The organism is Cupriavidus taiwanensis LMG 19424 (assembly GCF_000069785.1).
GTDB lineage: Bacteria > Pseudomonadota > Gammaproteobacteria > Burkholderiales > Burkholderiaceae > Cupriavidus > Cupriavidus taiwanensis.
On sequence record NC_010530.1, the window covers coordinates 602,386 to 616,403 of the forward strand.

Here is a 14,018-nt window from a genome sequence, read left to right on the forward strand (position 1 = left end):
AGTTTTTTAGCAATCGATATCCACCGGATATTGGACCCCATGGACCTGCGCCAACTGCAGCAGTTTGTCGCTCTGGCCGAAACCGGCAATTTCCACCGCGCCGCCGAGCGGCTGCACATGGCGCAGCCGCCGCTTTCGATCTCGATTCGCAAACTGGAAGAACAGCTCGGCACGGCGCTGTTCGTGCGGACCTCGCGCGGGGTGCGGCTGACGCAGGCGGGCGAGGCCGCGCTGCATGACGCGCGCCGGGCGCTGTTCCACGCGCAGCAGGCGCGCGCCGCGGCGATGGCGGCGGGGCAGGGCGAGCGCGGCGCGCTGCGCATCGGCTTTATCGGGTCGGCCACCTATGCGCTGCTGCCCAAGCTGATCCCGGCCTTCCGCGCCGCGCATCCCGGCATCGAGCTGATCCTGCATGAATCCACCACCGCCGCGATCCTGGACCGCCTGGAGAAGCACCAGATCGATGCCGGGCTGGTGCGCTTCCCGGTCCTGAGCAGCGGCGGCTATGCGCTGACGCCGCTGGAGAACGATGTCTTTGTCGCCGCGGTGCCGGCCGACAGCCCGCTGGCGCGAGAGCAAGCCGTCGCGCTGCGCGCGCTGGCCGACCAGCCCTTCATCATGTATCCGGCGGCGCAGGTGCCCAACCTGCATGCGGTGGCGATGCTGCTGTGCCAGCAGGCGGGCTTCGTGCCGCGCGTCACGCAAGAGGCGGTGCAGGTGCAGACCCAGGTAAGCCTGGTGGAAAGCGGCCTGGGGGTGGCGCTGGTGCCCAGCGTGGCGGCGCGCTATGCCAACCGGCGCGTGCGTTTCCTGCCGTTGTCCAGTCCACGGCCGGCGGGCCGCATCGGCATTGCGCTGGCGGCGCGTCCCGATGATGGCGACCGCCAGGTGCAGCGCTTCCTGGCGGCGGCGCAGGCCGCGGTGAAGTAGCCCGCGCAGCGGTGCGCCGCTTCAGGCGGCGCGTGGGCGCGGGGCGCGCGGCCGGATCGCGGAACTCACGCCGGCCCGCTCCAGGTTCACGCCGGGCAGCAGGTGCAGCAGCCGCACCAGTTCCGACTGGCGGTGCGTGCCGGTCTTGCGCAGCGTGTCGCGGATATGCACGCGCACGGTATGGGGCGAAAGGAACTCGCGCTCGGCGATCTCATTGAGGGTTTCGCCGGCGGCCAGCCGGATGGCGATGATGCTCTCCTTGCGCGACAGCCCGAACAGCGAGGTCAGCACGCCGGCGTCCAGCACCGAGCGCGATTCGGAGTTGCCCAGCAGCAGCATGGCCGCCGGCAGTTGCCACGGGCCTTCCACCGGCTGGCGCGATACCAGCGGGGTGACGATGATGGGGACCGGCTGCCCGCCCGAAGTGATATGCATCCACGAGCCCGACGCGGCGTCGGCGCCACGCCCGCGCATGGCGCCGTCGAGCAGCTTGCGCAGCACCGCCTGCAGCGTGTCGCTGTGGGCACGCAGCACGCCGTCCTGCAGCGACAGGTGGCTGTCGGCCTGTACCAGCGCTTCGGCCCAGCTGTTGGCATAGCGCACGCGCAGGTCGGCCTGCAGCACCATCACGCCGAAGTCCAGGGTGTCGAGCCCGGCCAGGCCCAGACTGGCCAGCCCGCTCAGTTCAAAGTTGCGCTGCTGCATGCGCGCCGCGCGCACCCAGTGCGGCATGACGTGCGACAGGCGCCGCTCGCGCTGGCCGGTGCTGATGCTGCCGGCGTTGGTGCCGCTCATCAGCACGCACACTTCGGCGTTCTCGACCAGCCGGATGCCTTGCTCCAGCTCGCTGCAGGCCAGCGCCGCGGCATCGGTCGCCGCGCCGCCGCAGCACAGCGCGGCCGCGTCGAGGGGGGCGGGGCCGGCACCGTGGCAAGCGCCGTCGAGCATCCGGGGCAGACGGTCGGGCAGGCTGGCGCCACCGGTGAAGCAGCCGTGCGGCGTCACGCCCAGCCGGGCATGGCCGGCCAGCTTGTCCCAGATCAGGTAACGCGGGCTGACGGTGCAGGTGTACCGTGAAAAGAGGTCGAGAGCGGCGGGCATGGCCGCGACATCGAGCGCGGACTCATAGATGGAGTCGACCAGACGATGGAAGTCTTCGTCCGTTGTCGGGTGTTCGCCCATGTTCAGATCCCCCGGTGGCAAACGCCTCTTGCTCTGCGCCACGGCAAGTGGCTACATCCCTTTGTGTTATCGGTTCCGTTCTGGCGTTCTGTAGTGGCGCCGATACGGGCTGCTGCTGGCTGCTGCGCGCAGCGCCTTGTCGGTCGCGCTGGCCGTGCCGCAATCATGCCAAACAATGTTGTATGTTTTATACCCCGTGATTGGGAGGGGAAACCCTGATTGTGCGGCGCAAAATTTCTGACCCGCCCTCGCGCGGGCCTGTCAGCCGCCGCGGCCGCGCGTGCCCCAGCCAAGGTAAAGCCCAGTCACTGCGGCGCCCCCTTCGGTGCCGGTTCGCCGACGGGCAGCTCCGCCGTCCCGCCGTCTACCTGGATGGTCAGGTTCGGCGACGCCATGCGGATGCCGCTGGCGTCGAAGTTGCGCTTGAGCCTGGCATTGAAGGCGCGCGTGATTTCCGCCTGCATCAGCGGCCGGGTCTTGATCTGGGCCAGCACCACCGGGCCGCTCGGGTCGAAGCGGTCCAGGCCCAGGATCTCGAGCCCGGACATCAGCTTGTGGCCGTAGCGGTGGTCGCGTGCCAGCTCGGCGCCGGTGGCGCGGATCAGGTCCAGCGCCCGGTCCAGGTCGCTCTGGTAGCTGATGCCGATACTGAGCACGGCATAGCCGTAGCCGCGCGACAGGTTCTTGACGGCCTTGATCTGGCTGTACGGCAGCGTGTGCAGCGCGCCGCGGCCATCGCGCAGCTTCACGGTGCGGATGGTCATGGCTTCGACCACGCCGGCGTGGTCGGGCAGCTCGATCGAGTCGCCGATGGCGATGGAATCCTCGACCACGATAAACAGGCCGGTGATCAGGTCCTGCACCAGGCTTTGCGCGCCGAAACCGATGGCCAGGCCGACCACCCCCGCGCCCGCCAGCAGCGGCGTGACGTTGACCCCCAGGTTGGCGAGCACCACGATCACGGTCAGCACCAGCAGGCCGATGAACGAGGCATTGCGCACCAGCGGCAGGATGGTCCTGGCGCGCAGGCTGGGCTGCGCCGCGCGCGCGTGCGAGGGCGACAAGGACTGCATGATGGCGGTATCGATCAGCAGCCAGACCAGCCAGGCCAGCAGCACGGTGCTGGTGACGCGCACCGCGGCCTCGGTCAGGTGGCGTGCGGTGGCCGACGACTCGGCCAGCCGCACCAGCGAAGAGCCCCACACGCGCATGACCATTTCCACGAACCCTGCCCACACCACCACGCGTGCCAGCGCCAGCGCAAAGCGCCCGAAGCGCTGCAGGTAGGCCGAGCGGCGCCGGTCGCGGATGCGCGGTGCGCGCGCGTCGGCCTTGGGCGAGCGCCCCAGCACCATGGTCAGCAGCAGCGCGGCGACAAACAGTGCCACCGATGCCACCGTGCGGCGCAGGAACACGTCGGCATGGCCCGTGGCCAGCACCGTGCCGATCACCGACGCCACGACCACGGCCAGCACCGGCAGGTGCCAGGCGTGCCCGGCCAGGCGCAGCAGGTCGGTCACGGCGGGATGGGTCTGGCGGAAGGGCAGCGGCCGCTGGCTGATCAGCTGGCCGATCTGGCGACGGAAACACAGCGCGAACGCTCCGATGCCGAGCGCCGCGGCGATATTGGCCAGGGTGGAAACCAGCGCCGACAGGTTGCTGCCCAGCAGCGCGACCATGCGGCCGTCGGCGGCGCCGTTGCCCAGTGCCGCCAGCGCACCGGTGCAGAACAGCAGCCACGGCGAACGCGCCAGCAGTTGCCGCACCGCCAGTTGCCTGTGCGCGCTGCGGAACAGCGCGAAGATGACCTGGCACACCGCGGCGGCGATCGCGCCGGCCACGATCGCGTAGGCCACCAGCACCGCGGCGACGCTGGCTGGCGATTGCCCGAACAGGTGCCGGGCCAGCAGCAGCGTCAGCCCGAAGGCCACCACCCATGGCCCGATATGGCGCAGCATGTAGAGGCCGACGTCGACCCACGAGGGCAGTTCAGGGAGCTTGCCGCGCGGCGCGCGCGGGGTGCCTGCGGTGCGCCGCCGCAACCGCAGCCGATGGCCGGCCTCGTACAGCAGCCAGCCGCACACCGCCCATGCCGCCAGCACCAGCGCGAATTCGCGCAGCGAGTCCAGGCCGGAGCGCGTGCCGCCCTGCGTCAGCGCGGCGCGCCACTCCTCGGCCGCGAAGCGTGTGCGCCAGCTCCAGTATTGCCACGGGCCGCGGCCTTCGCGCAGGTGCGAGTCGACCTCGTCCAGCATCTGCGCCATGGCGCCGATCAGCCCGGGCGCTGAGGCCGCGGCCGGCGGCGCCATCGCCGCTGACGCCGCCAGGCCCTGCCGCAGGGTTTGCAGCTGGCCCACCAGCGCACGCCGCTCGCGGTCGTCCTGCAGCGTGGCGATGACCTGGTCCAGCGATTGCGCCAGCGGCATGCTGGCGGCGGGGGCGCTGGCGGGGGCCGCGGGTTTTTCCGCCGACGCCAGCAAGGCGGCGAGCGGGCCGGCGGCGGCCGCGGGCATGGCGCACAGCAGCGCCAGCAGGCCGGCCAGCCAGGCCAGGGCGGCATGCCGGCGGCGCCGGAGGAAGGCGTGAGGTTCGGGTTTGCGCATGGCGGGTAATCGTCTGCCGGCTCGCGCCGGCGCCGGAATGGCCATCGATCGCGCCACTGTAACGCATCGGTCGCGTGGTGTGCCGGGCGGCGTTCTGGCGCGCGCATCGGGCGCATTCGTCGCATTCGTCGCTTCAGACGATGCATTGGCGGCGCCGATCCCCGAATCTCGAACCCACTCCGGTACAGGCGCTTCTCGCGCCTGCCGGCTTCAACCAGAACGCGGCCGCGCAGCGCCGGCCGCACGGGATCAAGAGACAAAGGAAAGACGGCATGGAACTCAATGCATCGGTATCGGCGGTGGTGACGGGCGGCGCTTCGGGGCTGGGTGCGGCAACGGCGCGGGCGCTGGCGGCACAGGGCGTGCGCGTGGCCCTGTTCGACCTGAACGCCGAGAAGGGCGAGGCGCTGGCGCGTGAACTCGGCGGCGTGTTCTGCCAGGTCAACGTGACCTCCGAGGCCGAGGTCGAGGCTGGCTTTGCCAAAGCGCGCGCCGCCATCGGCCAGGAGCGCATCCTGGTCAACTGCGCCGGCACCGGCAATGCCATCAAGACCGCTTCGCGTTCCAAGGAAGCGCCGGACCAGATCAAGCATTTCCCGTCCGATGCCTTCGAGCGCATCATCCAGATCAACCTGATCGGCACGTTCCGCTGCATCGCGCGTTCGGCCGCCGGCATGCTGACGCTGGACACCGCCGGCGGCGAGCGCGGCGTGATCATCAACACCGCGTCGGTGGCGGCGCAGGACGGCCAGATGGGGCAGGCGGCGTACTCGGCATCGAAGGCCGGCGTGGTCGGCATGACGCTGCCGATCGCGCGCGACCTGGCGGGCGAGGGCATCCGCGTCAACACCATCCTGCCGGGCATCTTCAATACGCCGCTGCTGCAGGGCGCGGCCGAGAACGTCAAGGCCGCGCTGGCGGCCTCGGTGCCGTTCCCGAAGCGCCTGGGCCAACCGGAAGAATTTGCCTCGCTGGCCGTCGAGATGTGCCGCAACGGCTATTTCAACGGCGAGTCGGTGCGCCTGGATGGCGCCATCCGCATGGCGCCGCGCTGAACCCGCGACTGGCCTGTCGCGATGGGCGGATCCGCGTCACGCGAGTCCGCCCATGGCACGATATTTTGGGAGACGCGGATGGATTTCACCTACCTGACGACGCTGCCTCACGCGGTGCGCCATTTCGCGCGCCTGCGGCCCGAGGCGGTGGCGTATTCATTCGAAGGCCGGCAGACCACGTACGCCGCGTTCGAGCGCAACACGGACCGCGTGGCGCAGGCGCTGCTGGCCGAAGGCTTGCGCGCGGGCGATCGCATCGGCTATGTCGGCAAGAACAGCGACCACTACTTTGAACTGCTGCTTGGCGCGGGCAAGACCGGGGCGGTGATGGCGCCGGCGAGCTGGCGCCTGGCGCCGCCCGAGGTGGAGTTCATCCTCGGGCATTGCGATGCGGTGGTGCTCTTTGTCGGCGCCGAGTCGGCGGCGATGGTGCGCAACCTGCTGCCGGCGCTGCCGCTGGTGCGCAAGGTGGTGGTGATGGAGCCGTGCGACGGGCAGGGCGACTGGCCGTGCTACACCGACTGGCGCGACGCGCATCCGGCCACGCCGCCCGCGCATGAGCCGGCCGCGCACGACGTGGTGCTGCAGCTGTACACGTCCGGCACCACCGGGCGGCCCAAGGGGGCGATGCTGACGCACCGCAACCTGACCATCGGCACCGAGGTCAGCGAGCGCGAACACCTGGCGTGGTCGCACTGGGTGGCCGACGACATTTCGCTGGTGGCGATGCCGGTGGCGCATATCGGCGGCTCCGGCTGGGGCCTGCGCAATCTGCTGTCGGGCGCGAAGGGCGTGGTCGCGCGCGAGTTCGATCCGCGCGCGGTGCTCGACTTCATCGAGCACGAGCGCGTCAGCAAGCTGTTCCTGGTGCCGGCGGCGATGCAGATCGTGCTGCGCGACCCGCGCGCGCGCCAGGTCGACTATTCGCGCCTGAAGTACTTGCTGTACGGCGCTGCGCCGATTCCGGCGGCCCTGCTGCGCGAAGGCATCGAAGTGTTCGGCTGCGGCTTCGTGCAGCAGTACGGTATGACCGAGACCACCGGCACCATCGTCGCGCTGCCGCCCGAGGACCACACCACCGACGAGGTGCCGCGCATGCGCGCCGCGGGCAAGGCGCTGCCGGGCGTCGAACTGAAGGTGGTGGACTATGAAGGGCGCCAGCTGGCGCCGGGCGAGGTCGGCGAAGTGGTGGTGCGCTCGCAGCACAACATGGCCGGCTACTGGAAGCAGCCCGAAGAAACGGCGCGCACCATCGACGCCGACGGCTGGCTGCGCACCGGCGACGCCGGCTACATGGATGCCGAGGGCTACCTGTACATCCACGACCGCGTCAAGGACATGATCATCAGCGGTGGCGAGAACGTCTATCCGGCCGAGGTCGAAAGCGCCATCTACGGCCATCCGCAGGTGGCCGACGTGGCCGTGATCGGCGTGCCGGACGAGAAGTGGGGCGAGGCGGTCAAGGCCATCGTCGTGCTCAAGCCGGGGCAGGCCGCCGACCGCGATGCCATCCTTGCGTGGACACGCCAGCGCGTGGCGGGTTTCAAGGTGCCAAAGAGCATCGAGTTCGTGGACGCGCTGCCGCGCAACCCGTCCGGCAAGCTGCTGCGCCGCAAGCTGCGCGAGCCGTTCTGGGAAGGCATGAACCGGCAGGTGAACTGAGCCATTCAGCCGAGGTATCAAACACTAACGTCATTCCCGCGCAGGCGGGAATCCAGCGTCTTTCAAAGTCACTGGGTTCCTGCCTGCGCGGGAACGACGGTGGCCCTGTTGGCCCTATTCTTTCTTGATCACGCTGACCTTGCCGTCGGCCTCCAGGTATAGCGCCTTGACGCTGTCTATCGACTCGACGCCCTGCTGGCGGTACTTCGCTTCGAGTTCTTCGTCGGTGATGTTCTCGCGCCGCATGTTCTCGTGCAGCTTGACCCCGTCACGCACCAGCAGCACCTTCCTGGCTTCGGCGAAGCGCTGGAAGCTCGGGTATTTGTAAGCCAGGAAGTCGATCAGCCGGTTCCAGATGATGAGCGTGACCACCAGCAGCACGGCGTCGGCCACGCCTTCGCCCTTGCCGGCCATGCCGTTCTGCGCCGCGTCGGCGACGATCACGATCAGCAGCAGGTCGGCGATGCCCATCGAGCCGATATCGCGCCGCACCACGAAGCGGAACAGCAGGAACAGCGACCAGTACATCACCGTGCCGCGCACGATGATTTCGAGCGGCGACATGGTGAAGAAGAGCGCTTCACGCCAGTCGACAGAAAAGTCCATGCCGGCGTCGTTGCAACTTCCTTGCCAGTCTCCAGGCGCGGGCCGGCGGGCGCGCCGTGGCGCCCGCGCCGCTATACCGCAGGTATGGAATGGTAGTTCTTACAGGCACGGCTTGACCGCGCCTGCATGGTGCGCCCAGTCAACCTGTCAGTCGGCCTGGATGCCGAACTCCTTCACCACCTTGGTGTAGCGCGAGGTATCGCTGGCGATCAGCCTGGACAGCACCGCCGGCTCGCCGCCGGAAGGCGTGACGGCGATGGTGGCCATGCGCGCCACCACGTCAGGCATCTTCAGGATTTCGTTGACGTGCGCATTGAGCGTGCGCACCACCTCGGCCGGCATGTTCTTCGGCCCCAGCAGCGCCTGCCAGGCGCCGATCTCGACATCCTTGTAGCCCAGTTCGGCCAGCGTCGGCACGTTGGGCGCGAAGGGCGAGCGCTTCGGGTCGGCCACCGCCAGCGGCACCAGGCTGCCATTGCCGACGTACTGCGAAATCGCGCCGTAGGTGATGTAGGTGACCGGCACCTGGCCGCCGATCACATCGACGATGGCCGGGGCCAGTCCACGATACGGCACCTGGCTGATCTTGATGCCGGCCGACTTGTTGAACAGCTCGCCCATGATGTGCATCGGCGAGCCGTTGCCCGGGGTGGCATAGGTCTCGACCTTGCCGGCCTTGGCGCGCGCCACCAGGTCGCTGACCTTGGTGATGCCGGTGCCCTTGTTGACCACCACGAACAGCGACTGCGTGCCGATCTGGCTGATCGGCGTGAAGTCCTGCTGCACGTCATAGCTGGCGCCGGTGCCGGCGCGCAGCACCAGCGGCGCGATGGCGACGGTGTTGGGCGCGAGCAGCAGCGTATGGCCGTCCGGGTTAGCGCGGGCGACGTAGGCGCTGCCGATGGTGCCGGCGGCGCCGGTGCGGTTTTCCACCACCACGGATTGCTTCAGGCGGGGGGCGAGTTTCTCGGCCAGCATGCGCGCCAGCACGTCGACGTCGCCGCCGGCCGGGTAGGCCACCACGATGGTGACGGGCTTGCTCGGGTATGAACCCTGGGCCAGCGCGCTATTGGCGCCCAGCAGGGCGGCGGGAGCGAGCGTGGCGGCGGCCAGCGTGGCCAGGAGGTGGCGTCGTACGGACTTCATGATCTTCAGACCTCGGTAAAACCGGGCACCGGCCCGGGGGCGGTGCCGCGTGGAGTGGAACCCGGCGCGCGGCGCCGGCGGCGACGATGGATCGACGGGCTCAGAAAATGTGCTTGATGCCGAGCATCGAGCCCCACTGGTTCTCGCCCGGACGCGGGGCCGAACCGGGCGAGCCGCCGCTGACCGACATCGCCAGCTGGCCGCCGTTGTTGATAAAGCCCGCGGTGGCATAGACCGAGGTGCGCTTGCTGAAACTGTAGGTCGCGCGCAGCGCGTACAGCAGGGCCTGGTTGTCGCTGCCGTGATAGTTCAGGAAGTACACCTGCCCGGCCAGGTTGACCGCGGGCGTGATGTCGTGCGAGACGCCGGCGTAGTACAGGTCGCTGACCGGTGTCGGGCTGCCTTCGTTGTCGCGGCGGATCCAGCCGGCGCCGAGCTTGGTGTTCTTCAGCAGCATGTAGCCGCCCAGCGACAGGCGGTCGTCGGTCAGGTTGCTGCTGGTCAGGCCGCCGAAGGCGCCGGGGCCGCCGCGCTGCGAGTCGTACGCCGCGATCACGCCCCAGGTCTTGTTGTCGTAGCCGACCATGGCCGACCATTCGCGGCACGCCTTCTTGTCGGCGGGGTTCTCGCCCGCGCAGTTGGTGCCGGCGGGGCTGGGGCCGGCGTTGACCGCGTCGCGCCCGAAGCTGTAGGTAGCGCCGACGACGAAACCGTTGAAGTTGGCCTTGTAGGCGACCGCGTTGTCGGCGCGCGTATTGGGCAGGTAGCTGTCCAGCGAGCCGGAACCGTAGACGTTGGGGCCGAGGATATCGCTGTCCAGGATGGCCCAGAACAGCATGGTGTACTGGCGGCCGAACGACAACTGGCCGTACGGGTTGCTCAGGCCCACCAGCGCCTGGCGCCCGAACAGGCGGCCGCCCTGGTTGGCGTTGCCGGTGTCGGGCGAGAAGCCCGATTCCAGCACGAACAGGCCCTTGAGCCCGCCGCCCAGGTCTTCGGTGCCGCGGATGCCCCAGCGCGACGGCACCGTGGCGGTGTTGTTGGGCATGCGCACCAGGCCGTCGCCGTTCGCGCCGACATTGCTCACGTATTCAACGCCGCTGTCGATCACGCCATACAGCGTGACCGACGATGACGACGACTGCGCCGAGGCCAGCAGGGGGGAAGCCGCAAGCAGCGCCGCGGCGGTTCGTGCAAGTTTCATCTACCAGTTTCCTTCCGTTTTCCGTCTTGTGGTTGTTTTGCTGTTGCCCTCCAGGCCACTGCGGATGGCGGCACCGGATGTCGTCTTCGCCTCTTTTGTGTTTTATATATGAAACGGCAAACAACATAAGAAACGATGGGCAAAATATAGCCGCGACTTTCCGGAAGATGTGAGGAGGGTTATCCCTAAAGCGGCGTGCCCGGACAACCTCGGTTGGCGTCGCGGCGCCGTTTGGCGGCTGACCTATCGTTAACCCTGATCCCGGCAGCCTATGCGTAGCGCCTATGCTTGAAGGGTTTTACTCGCCAACTATGGTTTTATATATGGAACAAATTCAGCCTCAGGCCCTTGCCGAACCGGACCGCGGCGTGCTCGACACCCTGGACAGCGGCTTTGCCCAGCGCGTGGCACAGGTGGGCGGCGAGCGCGTGGCGTACCGCTGCGGCGGCGGGTCCGGGCCAGTGGTGGTGCTGCTGCACGGCATCAGCTCCGGGGCGGCGTCGTGGCTGCCGTGCGCCAGCCTGCTGGCCGCGCATGCGCGCGTGATCGCCTGGGACGCGCCGGGCTACGGCGATTCGTCGCCGCTGGCGCAGGCCCGGCCGCTGGCCGCGGACTACGCGCGGCGGCTCGAGGGCCTGCTGGAGACCCTGCGCGTGCAGCCGGCACTGGTGGTGGGGCACTCGCTGGGCGCGCTGATGGCGGCCGCCTATGCCGCCACCGCGCGCGTGTTGCCCGCCCGCCTGCTGCTGCTTAGCGTGGCGCAAGGCTACGGCGCCGCCGGCAAGGAGGCGCAGGCCAGCGCGGTGGCAAGCCAGCGGCTGGAGGCGCTGGCATCGCTGGGCGTCGACGGGCTGGCGGAGCGCGGCCCGGCGCGTTTGCTCAGCGAAGCGGCCGATGCGGGCGCGCAAGCCTGGGTGCGCTGGAACATGCGGCGGTTGAACCCGGACGGCTACCGGCAGGCGGTGGCGATGCTGTGTGGCGACGACATCGACGCCTATCTGGCGCGCCGCCCTCAACGCCTGCCGACGCAGATCGCTTGCGGCGGCCGCGACGTCGTCACCACGCCGCCCGCCTGCGCCGCGCTGGCCGAACGCTTCGGCCTGCCGTTCTCGCTGATCCCGGATGCGGGCCATGCCTGCTATATCGACCAGGCCGCCGCCACGGCGCGGCTGATCCGTTCGGCGTTGCCGGACGGCCACTGATTCCCGCGGCGGCGTCCTGCCGCCGGGCCGCATCGGCGGCGCCTCGCTTGCGCCGCACCGCCGGGCAATCTGCCCGATCGCGGGTTAACCCCAGTCAATTTTTACGCCGTCGTTGTCTATAGTCGTACCTGTGTTCAATATCTAAACCAGTGTTTCATTAGTAAAACGTAGCGCGGCAACCGGAAGACGGCCAGCCGCACACGCGGAACACGGTCCCCCTGCTGCAAGACATGGAGCCAAGCGCAATGGAAAGCCTCTCGTACAACCCGAACCTGGTGCCCTGGGAGCGTCCGGCGCCGAACAACGTGGCAGGGAAGGGCCATATCGAGCGACCTGGCAAGGTCGCCAACATCGTCTGGCAGACCCGCGCCAGCGCCCCGAGCGCCTACGAGAACGCGCTGGGCGACGCGCTCGAAGCCGCCTTCGAGGGCGGTGCGCAGAACCCGCAGGAGATCGTGCGCGCGTTCAACGCGGCCGGCTTCCTGACCGTCGACAGCCAGCCCTGGACCGAAGAGCGCTTCCTGTCGGAAATGCGCCGCCTGGGCGCCTGAGCCCCAGCCGCCCCAGCACAGCGTCTTAGCGAGAACCCCATGGAATCGAACAAGCAAGCCCGCGCCGAAGCCCGCCTGAATACCGGCCTGCGCAACTACTGGTACCCGGTCGCCGCCTCGTGGGCCGTGACCCATGCTCCCATCGGCATCACCCGCCTGAGCCAGAACATCGTGCTGTGGCGCGACGGCGCCGGCCAGGTGCATGCGCTGGAAGACCGCTGCCCGCACCGCGGCGCGCGGCTGTCGATGGGCTGGAACCTGGGCGACCGCGTTGCCTGCTGGTACCACGGCGTCGAGGTCGGCGGCGACGGCCAGGTCAAGAGCGTGCCGGCGGTGGAAAGCTGCCCGCTGGAAGGCCGCACCTGCGTGCGCAGCTACCCGGTGCAGGAACAGGCCGGCGCGATCTTCCTGTGGTTCGGCGACCAGGCTCCGCAGGGCGAGGGCAGCCCCGACGAGCTGCGCCTGCCCGAGGAACTGGTCAGCGAGGAACACAGCCACTTCCTGTGCGTGGCGCACTGGGATTGCAACTACCGCTACGCCATCGACAACGTCATGGACCCGATGCACGGCGCCTACCTGCACGCGGTGTCGCACTCGATGGCCTCCGGCGAGAAGTCCGCGGTGATGCAGATCCGCGAGACCGAGCACGGCCTGGTGTTCGAGAAGACCGGCCAGCGCGGCGTCAACTTCGACTGGGTGGAATTCGGCGAGACCGGCACGCTGTGGCTGCGCCTGGCGATCCCGTACCGCGCCAAAGTCGGCCCCGGCGGCCCGTTCGGCATCGTCGGCATGGCAACGCCGGTGGATGAAGACCACTGCATGGTGTTCTTCTGGCGCACCCGCCACGTGCAGGGCTGGGAGCGCGACGTGTGGCGCTTCCTGTATCGCAACCGCCTGGAGCAGCTGCACTGGGACGTGCTGGAGCAGGACCGCGTGGTGCTGGAAATGATGGCCCCCAACGCGCGGGACCACGAGATGCTGTACCAGCACGACGCCGGCATCACGCGCGTGCGCCGTCTGCTCAAGCGCCGCGCCGAGCAGGAAGTCGCCGACGAGCCGGTGGCGATGCTGAAGCCCGCCGGAGCTGCCAGCCATGCCTGAGGCCATCAAGAACCAAACGCTGCTGGCCGGCCGCAAGGTGCTGGTTACCGGCGCCGCGCGCGGCCTGGGCCTGGCCTTCGCCACCTCGCTGGCCGAAGCCGGCGCCAGCGTGGCCATGGCCGACATCCTGGCCGAGCGCCTGCAGCAGGAAGCCGATGCGCTGCGCGCCCGCGGCCTGAAGGTGGTGCCGGTCACGCTGGACCTGTCGGACCCCGCCTCGGTGCAGGCTTGTGCCGACGCCGCGGTGAAGGCCCTGGGCGGCCTCGACGGCCTGGTCAACAACGCTGCCGTGACCGACTCGGGCGGCCGCGCCGCCAGCGCCATCGACATCGCCACCTGGGACCGCGTGATGAACGTCAATGTGCGCGGCACGTGGTTGATGACCACGGCCTGCCTGCCGGCGCTGCGCGCCAGCGGCCGCGGTGCGGTGGTCAACCTGGCCTCGGACACGCCGCTGTGGGGCGCGCCCAACCTGCTCGCCTACGTGGCCAGCAAGAGCGCCATCATCGGCATGACCCGTTCGCTGGCACGCGAGCTGGGCCGCGACCAGATCACGGTGAATGCCGTGGCGCCGGGCCTGACGCTGGTCGAAGCCACCGAATACGTGCCGCAGCACCGGCACGACCTGTACCGCGAGCAGCGCGCTATCTCGCGCGAGCAGCTGCCCGACGATGTCTGCGGCGCGGTGCTGTTTGCCTTGTCCGACCTTGCCCGATTCGTGACCGGCCAGACGCTGGCGGTCAACGGCGGCTTTGTCATGCATTGATCCAGAGCAT

At 69.2% G+C, this 14,018-nt stretch carries 12 protein-coding genes; 7 read left to right on the plus strand and 5 right to left on the minus strand.

The window, feature by feature from the left end:
- The first annotated feature begins 39 nt into the window (after positions 1-39).
- Entirely contained in the window at positions 40-930 is an 891-nt protein-coding gene (locus RALTA_RS18415; RefSeq protein ID WP_012355401.1) for a LysR family transcriptional regulator, read from the plus strand.
- Between the two features lie 21 nt (positions 931-951).
- On the opposite strand, the gene RALTA_RS18420 is transcribed toward RALTA_RS18415, so the two are convergent.
- Both RALTA_RS18420 and RALTA_RS18425 read right to left on the minus strand, forming a co-directional pair.
- The gene (locus RALTA_RS18420; RefSeq protein ID WP_012355402.1) at positions 952-2,112 is read right to left on the minus strand and encodes a helix-turn-helix transcriptional regulator; all 1,161 of its coding nucleotides are present in this window, start codon (positions 2,110-2,112) and stop codon (positions 952-954) included.
- Between the two features lie 305 nt (positions 2,113-2,417).
- Positions 2,418-4,715 (minus strand): mechanosensitive ion channel family protein, encoded by a 2,298-nt coding sequence (locus RALTA_RS18425; protein WP_041232467.1) that lies wholly within the window; start codon positions 4,713-4,715, stop codon positions 2,418-2,420.
- A gap of 272 nt (positions 4,716-4,987) precedes the next feature.
- On the opposite strand from RALTA_RS18425, the gene RALTA_RS18430 reads away from it, so the two are divergent.
- Both RALTA_RS18430 and RALTA_RS18435 read left to right on the plus strand, forming a co-directional pair.
- On the plus strand, positions 4,988-5,770 hold the full coding sequence (locus tag RALTA_RS18430; protein ID WP_025586544.1) for an SDR family NAD(P)-dependent oxidoreductase: 783 nt from the start codon (positions 4,988-4,990) through the stop codon (positions 5,768-5,770).
- A 78-nt stretch (positions 5,771-5,848) separates the two neighbouring features.
- A complete protein-coding gene (locus tag RALTA_RS18435) occupies positions 5,849-7,432 on the plus strand; it encodes a fatty acid--CoA ligase (protein WP_041232468.1) in 1,584 nt (527 codons plus the stop codon).
- Between the two features lie 114 nt (positions 7,433-7,546).
- On the opposite strand, the gene RALTA_RS18440 is transcribed toward RALTA_RS18435, so the two are convergent.
- The 3 genes from RALTA_RS18440 to RALTA_RS18450 all read right to left on the minus strand — a co-directional run bounded on the left by RALTA_RS18440 (position 7,547) and on the right by RALTA_RS18450 (position 10,388).
- Entirely contained in the window at positions 7,547-8,038 is a 492-nt protein-coding gene (locus RALTA_RS18440) for a DUF421 domain-containing protein (protein WP_012355406.1), read from the minus strand.
- Between the two features lie 147 nt (positions 8,039-8,185).
- Positions 8,186-9,184, minus strand: coding sequence for a Bug family tripartite tricarboxylate transporter substrate binding protein (locus RALTA_RS18445; protein ID WP_012355407.1), 999 nt, complete (start codon positions 9,182-9,184; stop codon positions 8,186-8,188).
- 100 nt (positions 9,185-9,284) lie between these two features.
- On the minus strand, positions 9,285-10,388 hold the full coding sequence (locus tag RALTA_RS18450; protein ID WP_012355408.1) for a porin: 1,104 nt from the start codon (positions 10,386-10,388) through the stop codon (positions 9,285-9,287).
- Between the two features lie 323 nt (positions 10,389-10,711).
- On the opposite strand from RALTA_RS18450, the gene RALTA_RS18455 reads away from it, so the two are divergent.
- The 4 genes from RALTA_RS18455 to RALTA_RS18470 all read left to right on the plus strand — a co-directional run bounded on the left by RALTA_RS18455 (position 10,712) and on the right by RALTA_RS18470 (position 14,008).
- Positions 10,712-11,590, plus strand: a complete 879-nt coding sequence (locus tag RALTA_RS18455) for an alpha/beta fold hydrolase (protein WP_041232469.1) — start codon at positions 10,712-10,714, stop codon at positions 11,588-11,590.
- 245 nt (positions 11,591-11,835) lie between these two features.
- Positions 11,836-12,141 (plus strand): recombinase-like helix-turn-helix domain-containing protein, encoded by a 306-nt coding sequence (locus RALTA_RS18460; RefSeq protein ID WP_240991139.1) that lies wholly within the window; start codon positions 11,836-11,838, stop codon positions 12,139-12,141.
- 39 nt (positions 12,142-12,180) lie between these two features.
- Positions 12,181-13,242, plus strand: coding sequence for an aromatic ring-hydroxylating dioxygenase subunit alpha (locus tag RALTA_RS18465; protein WP_012355411.1), 1,062 nt, complete (start codon positions 12,181-12,183; stop codon positions 13,240-13,242).
- Complete coding sequence (locus RALTA_RS18470) at positions 13,235-14,008, plus strand: SDR family oxidoreductase (protein WP_012355412.1); 774 nt, start codon at positions 13,235-13,237, stop codon at positions 14,006-14,008. Before RALTA_RS18465 ends, RALTA_RS18470 begins: the two co-directional genes overlap by 8 nt.
- The last annotated feature ends 10 nt before the right edge of the window (positions 14,009-14,018 follow it).

Bases quoted from the DNA above. Each gene is read 5' to 3' on its own strand.
- RALTA_RS18415 (WP_012355401.1), top strand. From the start codon at position 40: ATGGACCTGCGCCAACTGCAGCAGTTTGTCGCTCTGGCCGAAACCGGC.
- RALTA_RS18420 (WP_012355402.1), bottom strand. From the start codon at position 2,112: ATGGGCGAACACCCGACAACGGACGAAGACTTCCATCGTCTGGTCGAC.
- RALTA_RS18425 (WP_041232467.1), bottom strand. From the start codon at position 4,715: ATGCGCAAACCCGAACCTCACGCCTTCCTCCGGCGCCGCCGGCATGCC.
- RALTA_RS18430 (WP_025586544.1), top strand. From the start codon at position 4,988: ATGGAACTCAATGCATCGGTATCGGCGGTGGTGACGGGCGGCGCTTCG.
- RALTA_RS18435 (WP_041232468.1), top strand. From the start codon at position 5,849: ATGGATTTCACCTACCTGACGACGCTGCCTCACGCGGTGCGCCATTTC.
- RALTA_RS18440 (WP_012355406.1), bottom strand. From the start codon at position 8,038: ATGGACTTTTCTGTCGACTGGCGTGAAGCGCTCTTCTTCACCATGTCG.
- RALTA_RS18445 (WP_012355407.1), bottom strand. From the start codon at position 9,184: ATGAAGTCCGTACGACGCCACCTCCTGGCCACGCTGGCCGCCGCCACG.
- RALTA_RS18450 (WP_012355408.1), bottom strand. From the start codon at position 10,388: ATGAAACTTGCACGAACCGCCGCGGCGCTGCTTGCGGCTTCCCCCCTG.
- RALTA_RS18455 (WP_041232469.1), top strand. From the start codon at position 10,712: ATGGAACAAATTCAGCCTCAGGCCCTTGCCGAACCGGACCGCGGCGTG.
- RALTA_RS18460 (WP_240991139.1), top strand. From the start codon at position 11,836: ATGGAAAGCCTCTCGTACAACCCGAACCTGGTGCCCTGGGAGCGTCCG.
- RALTA_RS18465 (WP_012355411.1), top strand. From the start codon at position 12,181: ATGGAATCGAACAAGCAAGCCCGCGCCGAAGCCCGCCTGAATACCGGC.
- RALTA_RS18470 (WP_012355412.1), top strand. From the start codon at position 13,235: ATGCCTGAGGCCATCAAGAACCAAACGCTGCTGGCCGGCCGCAAGGTG.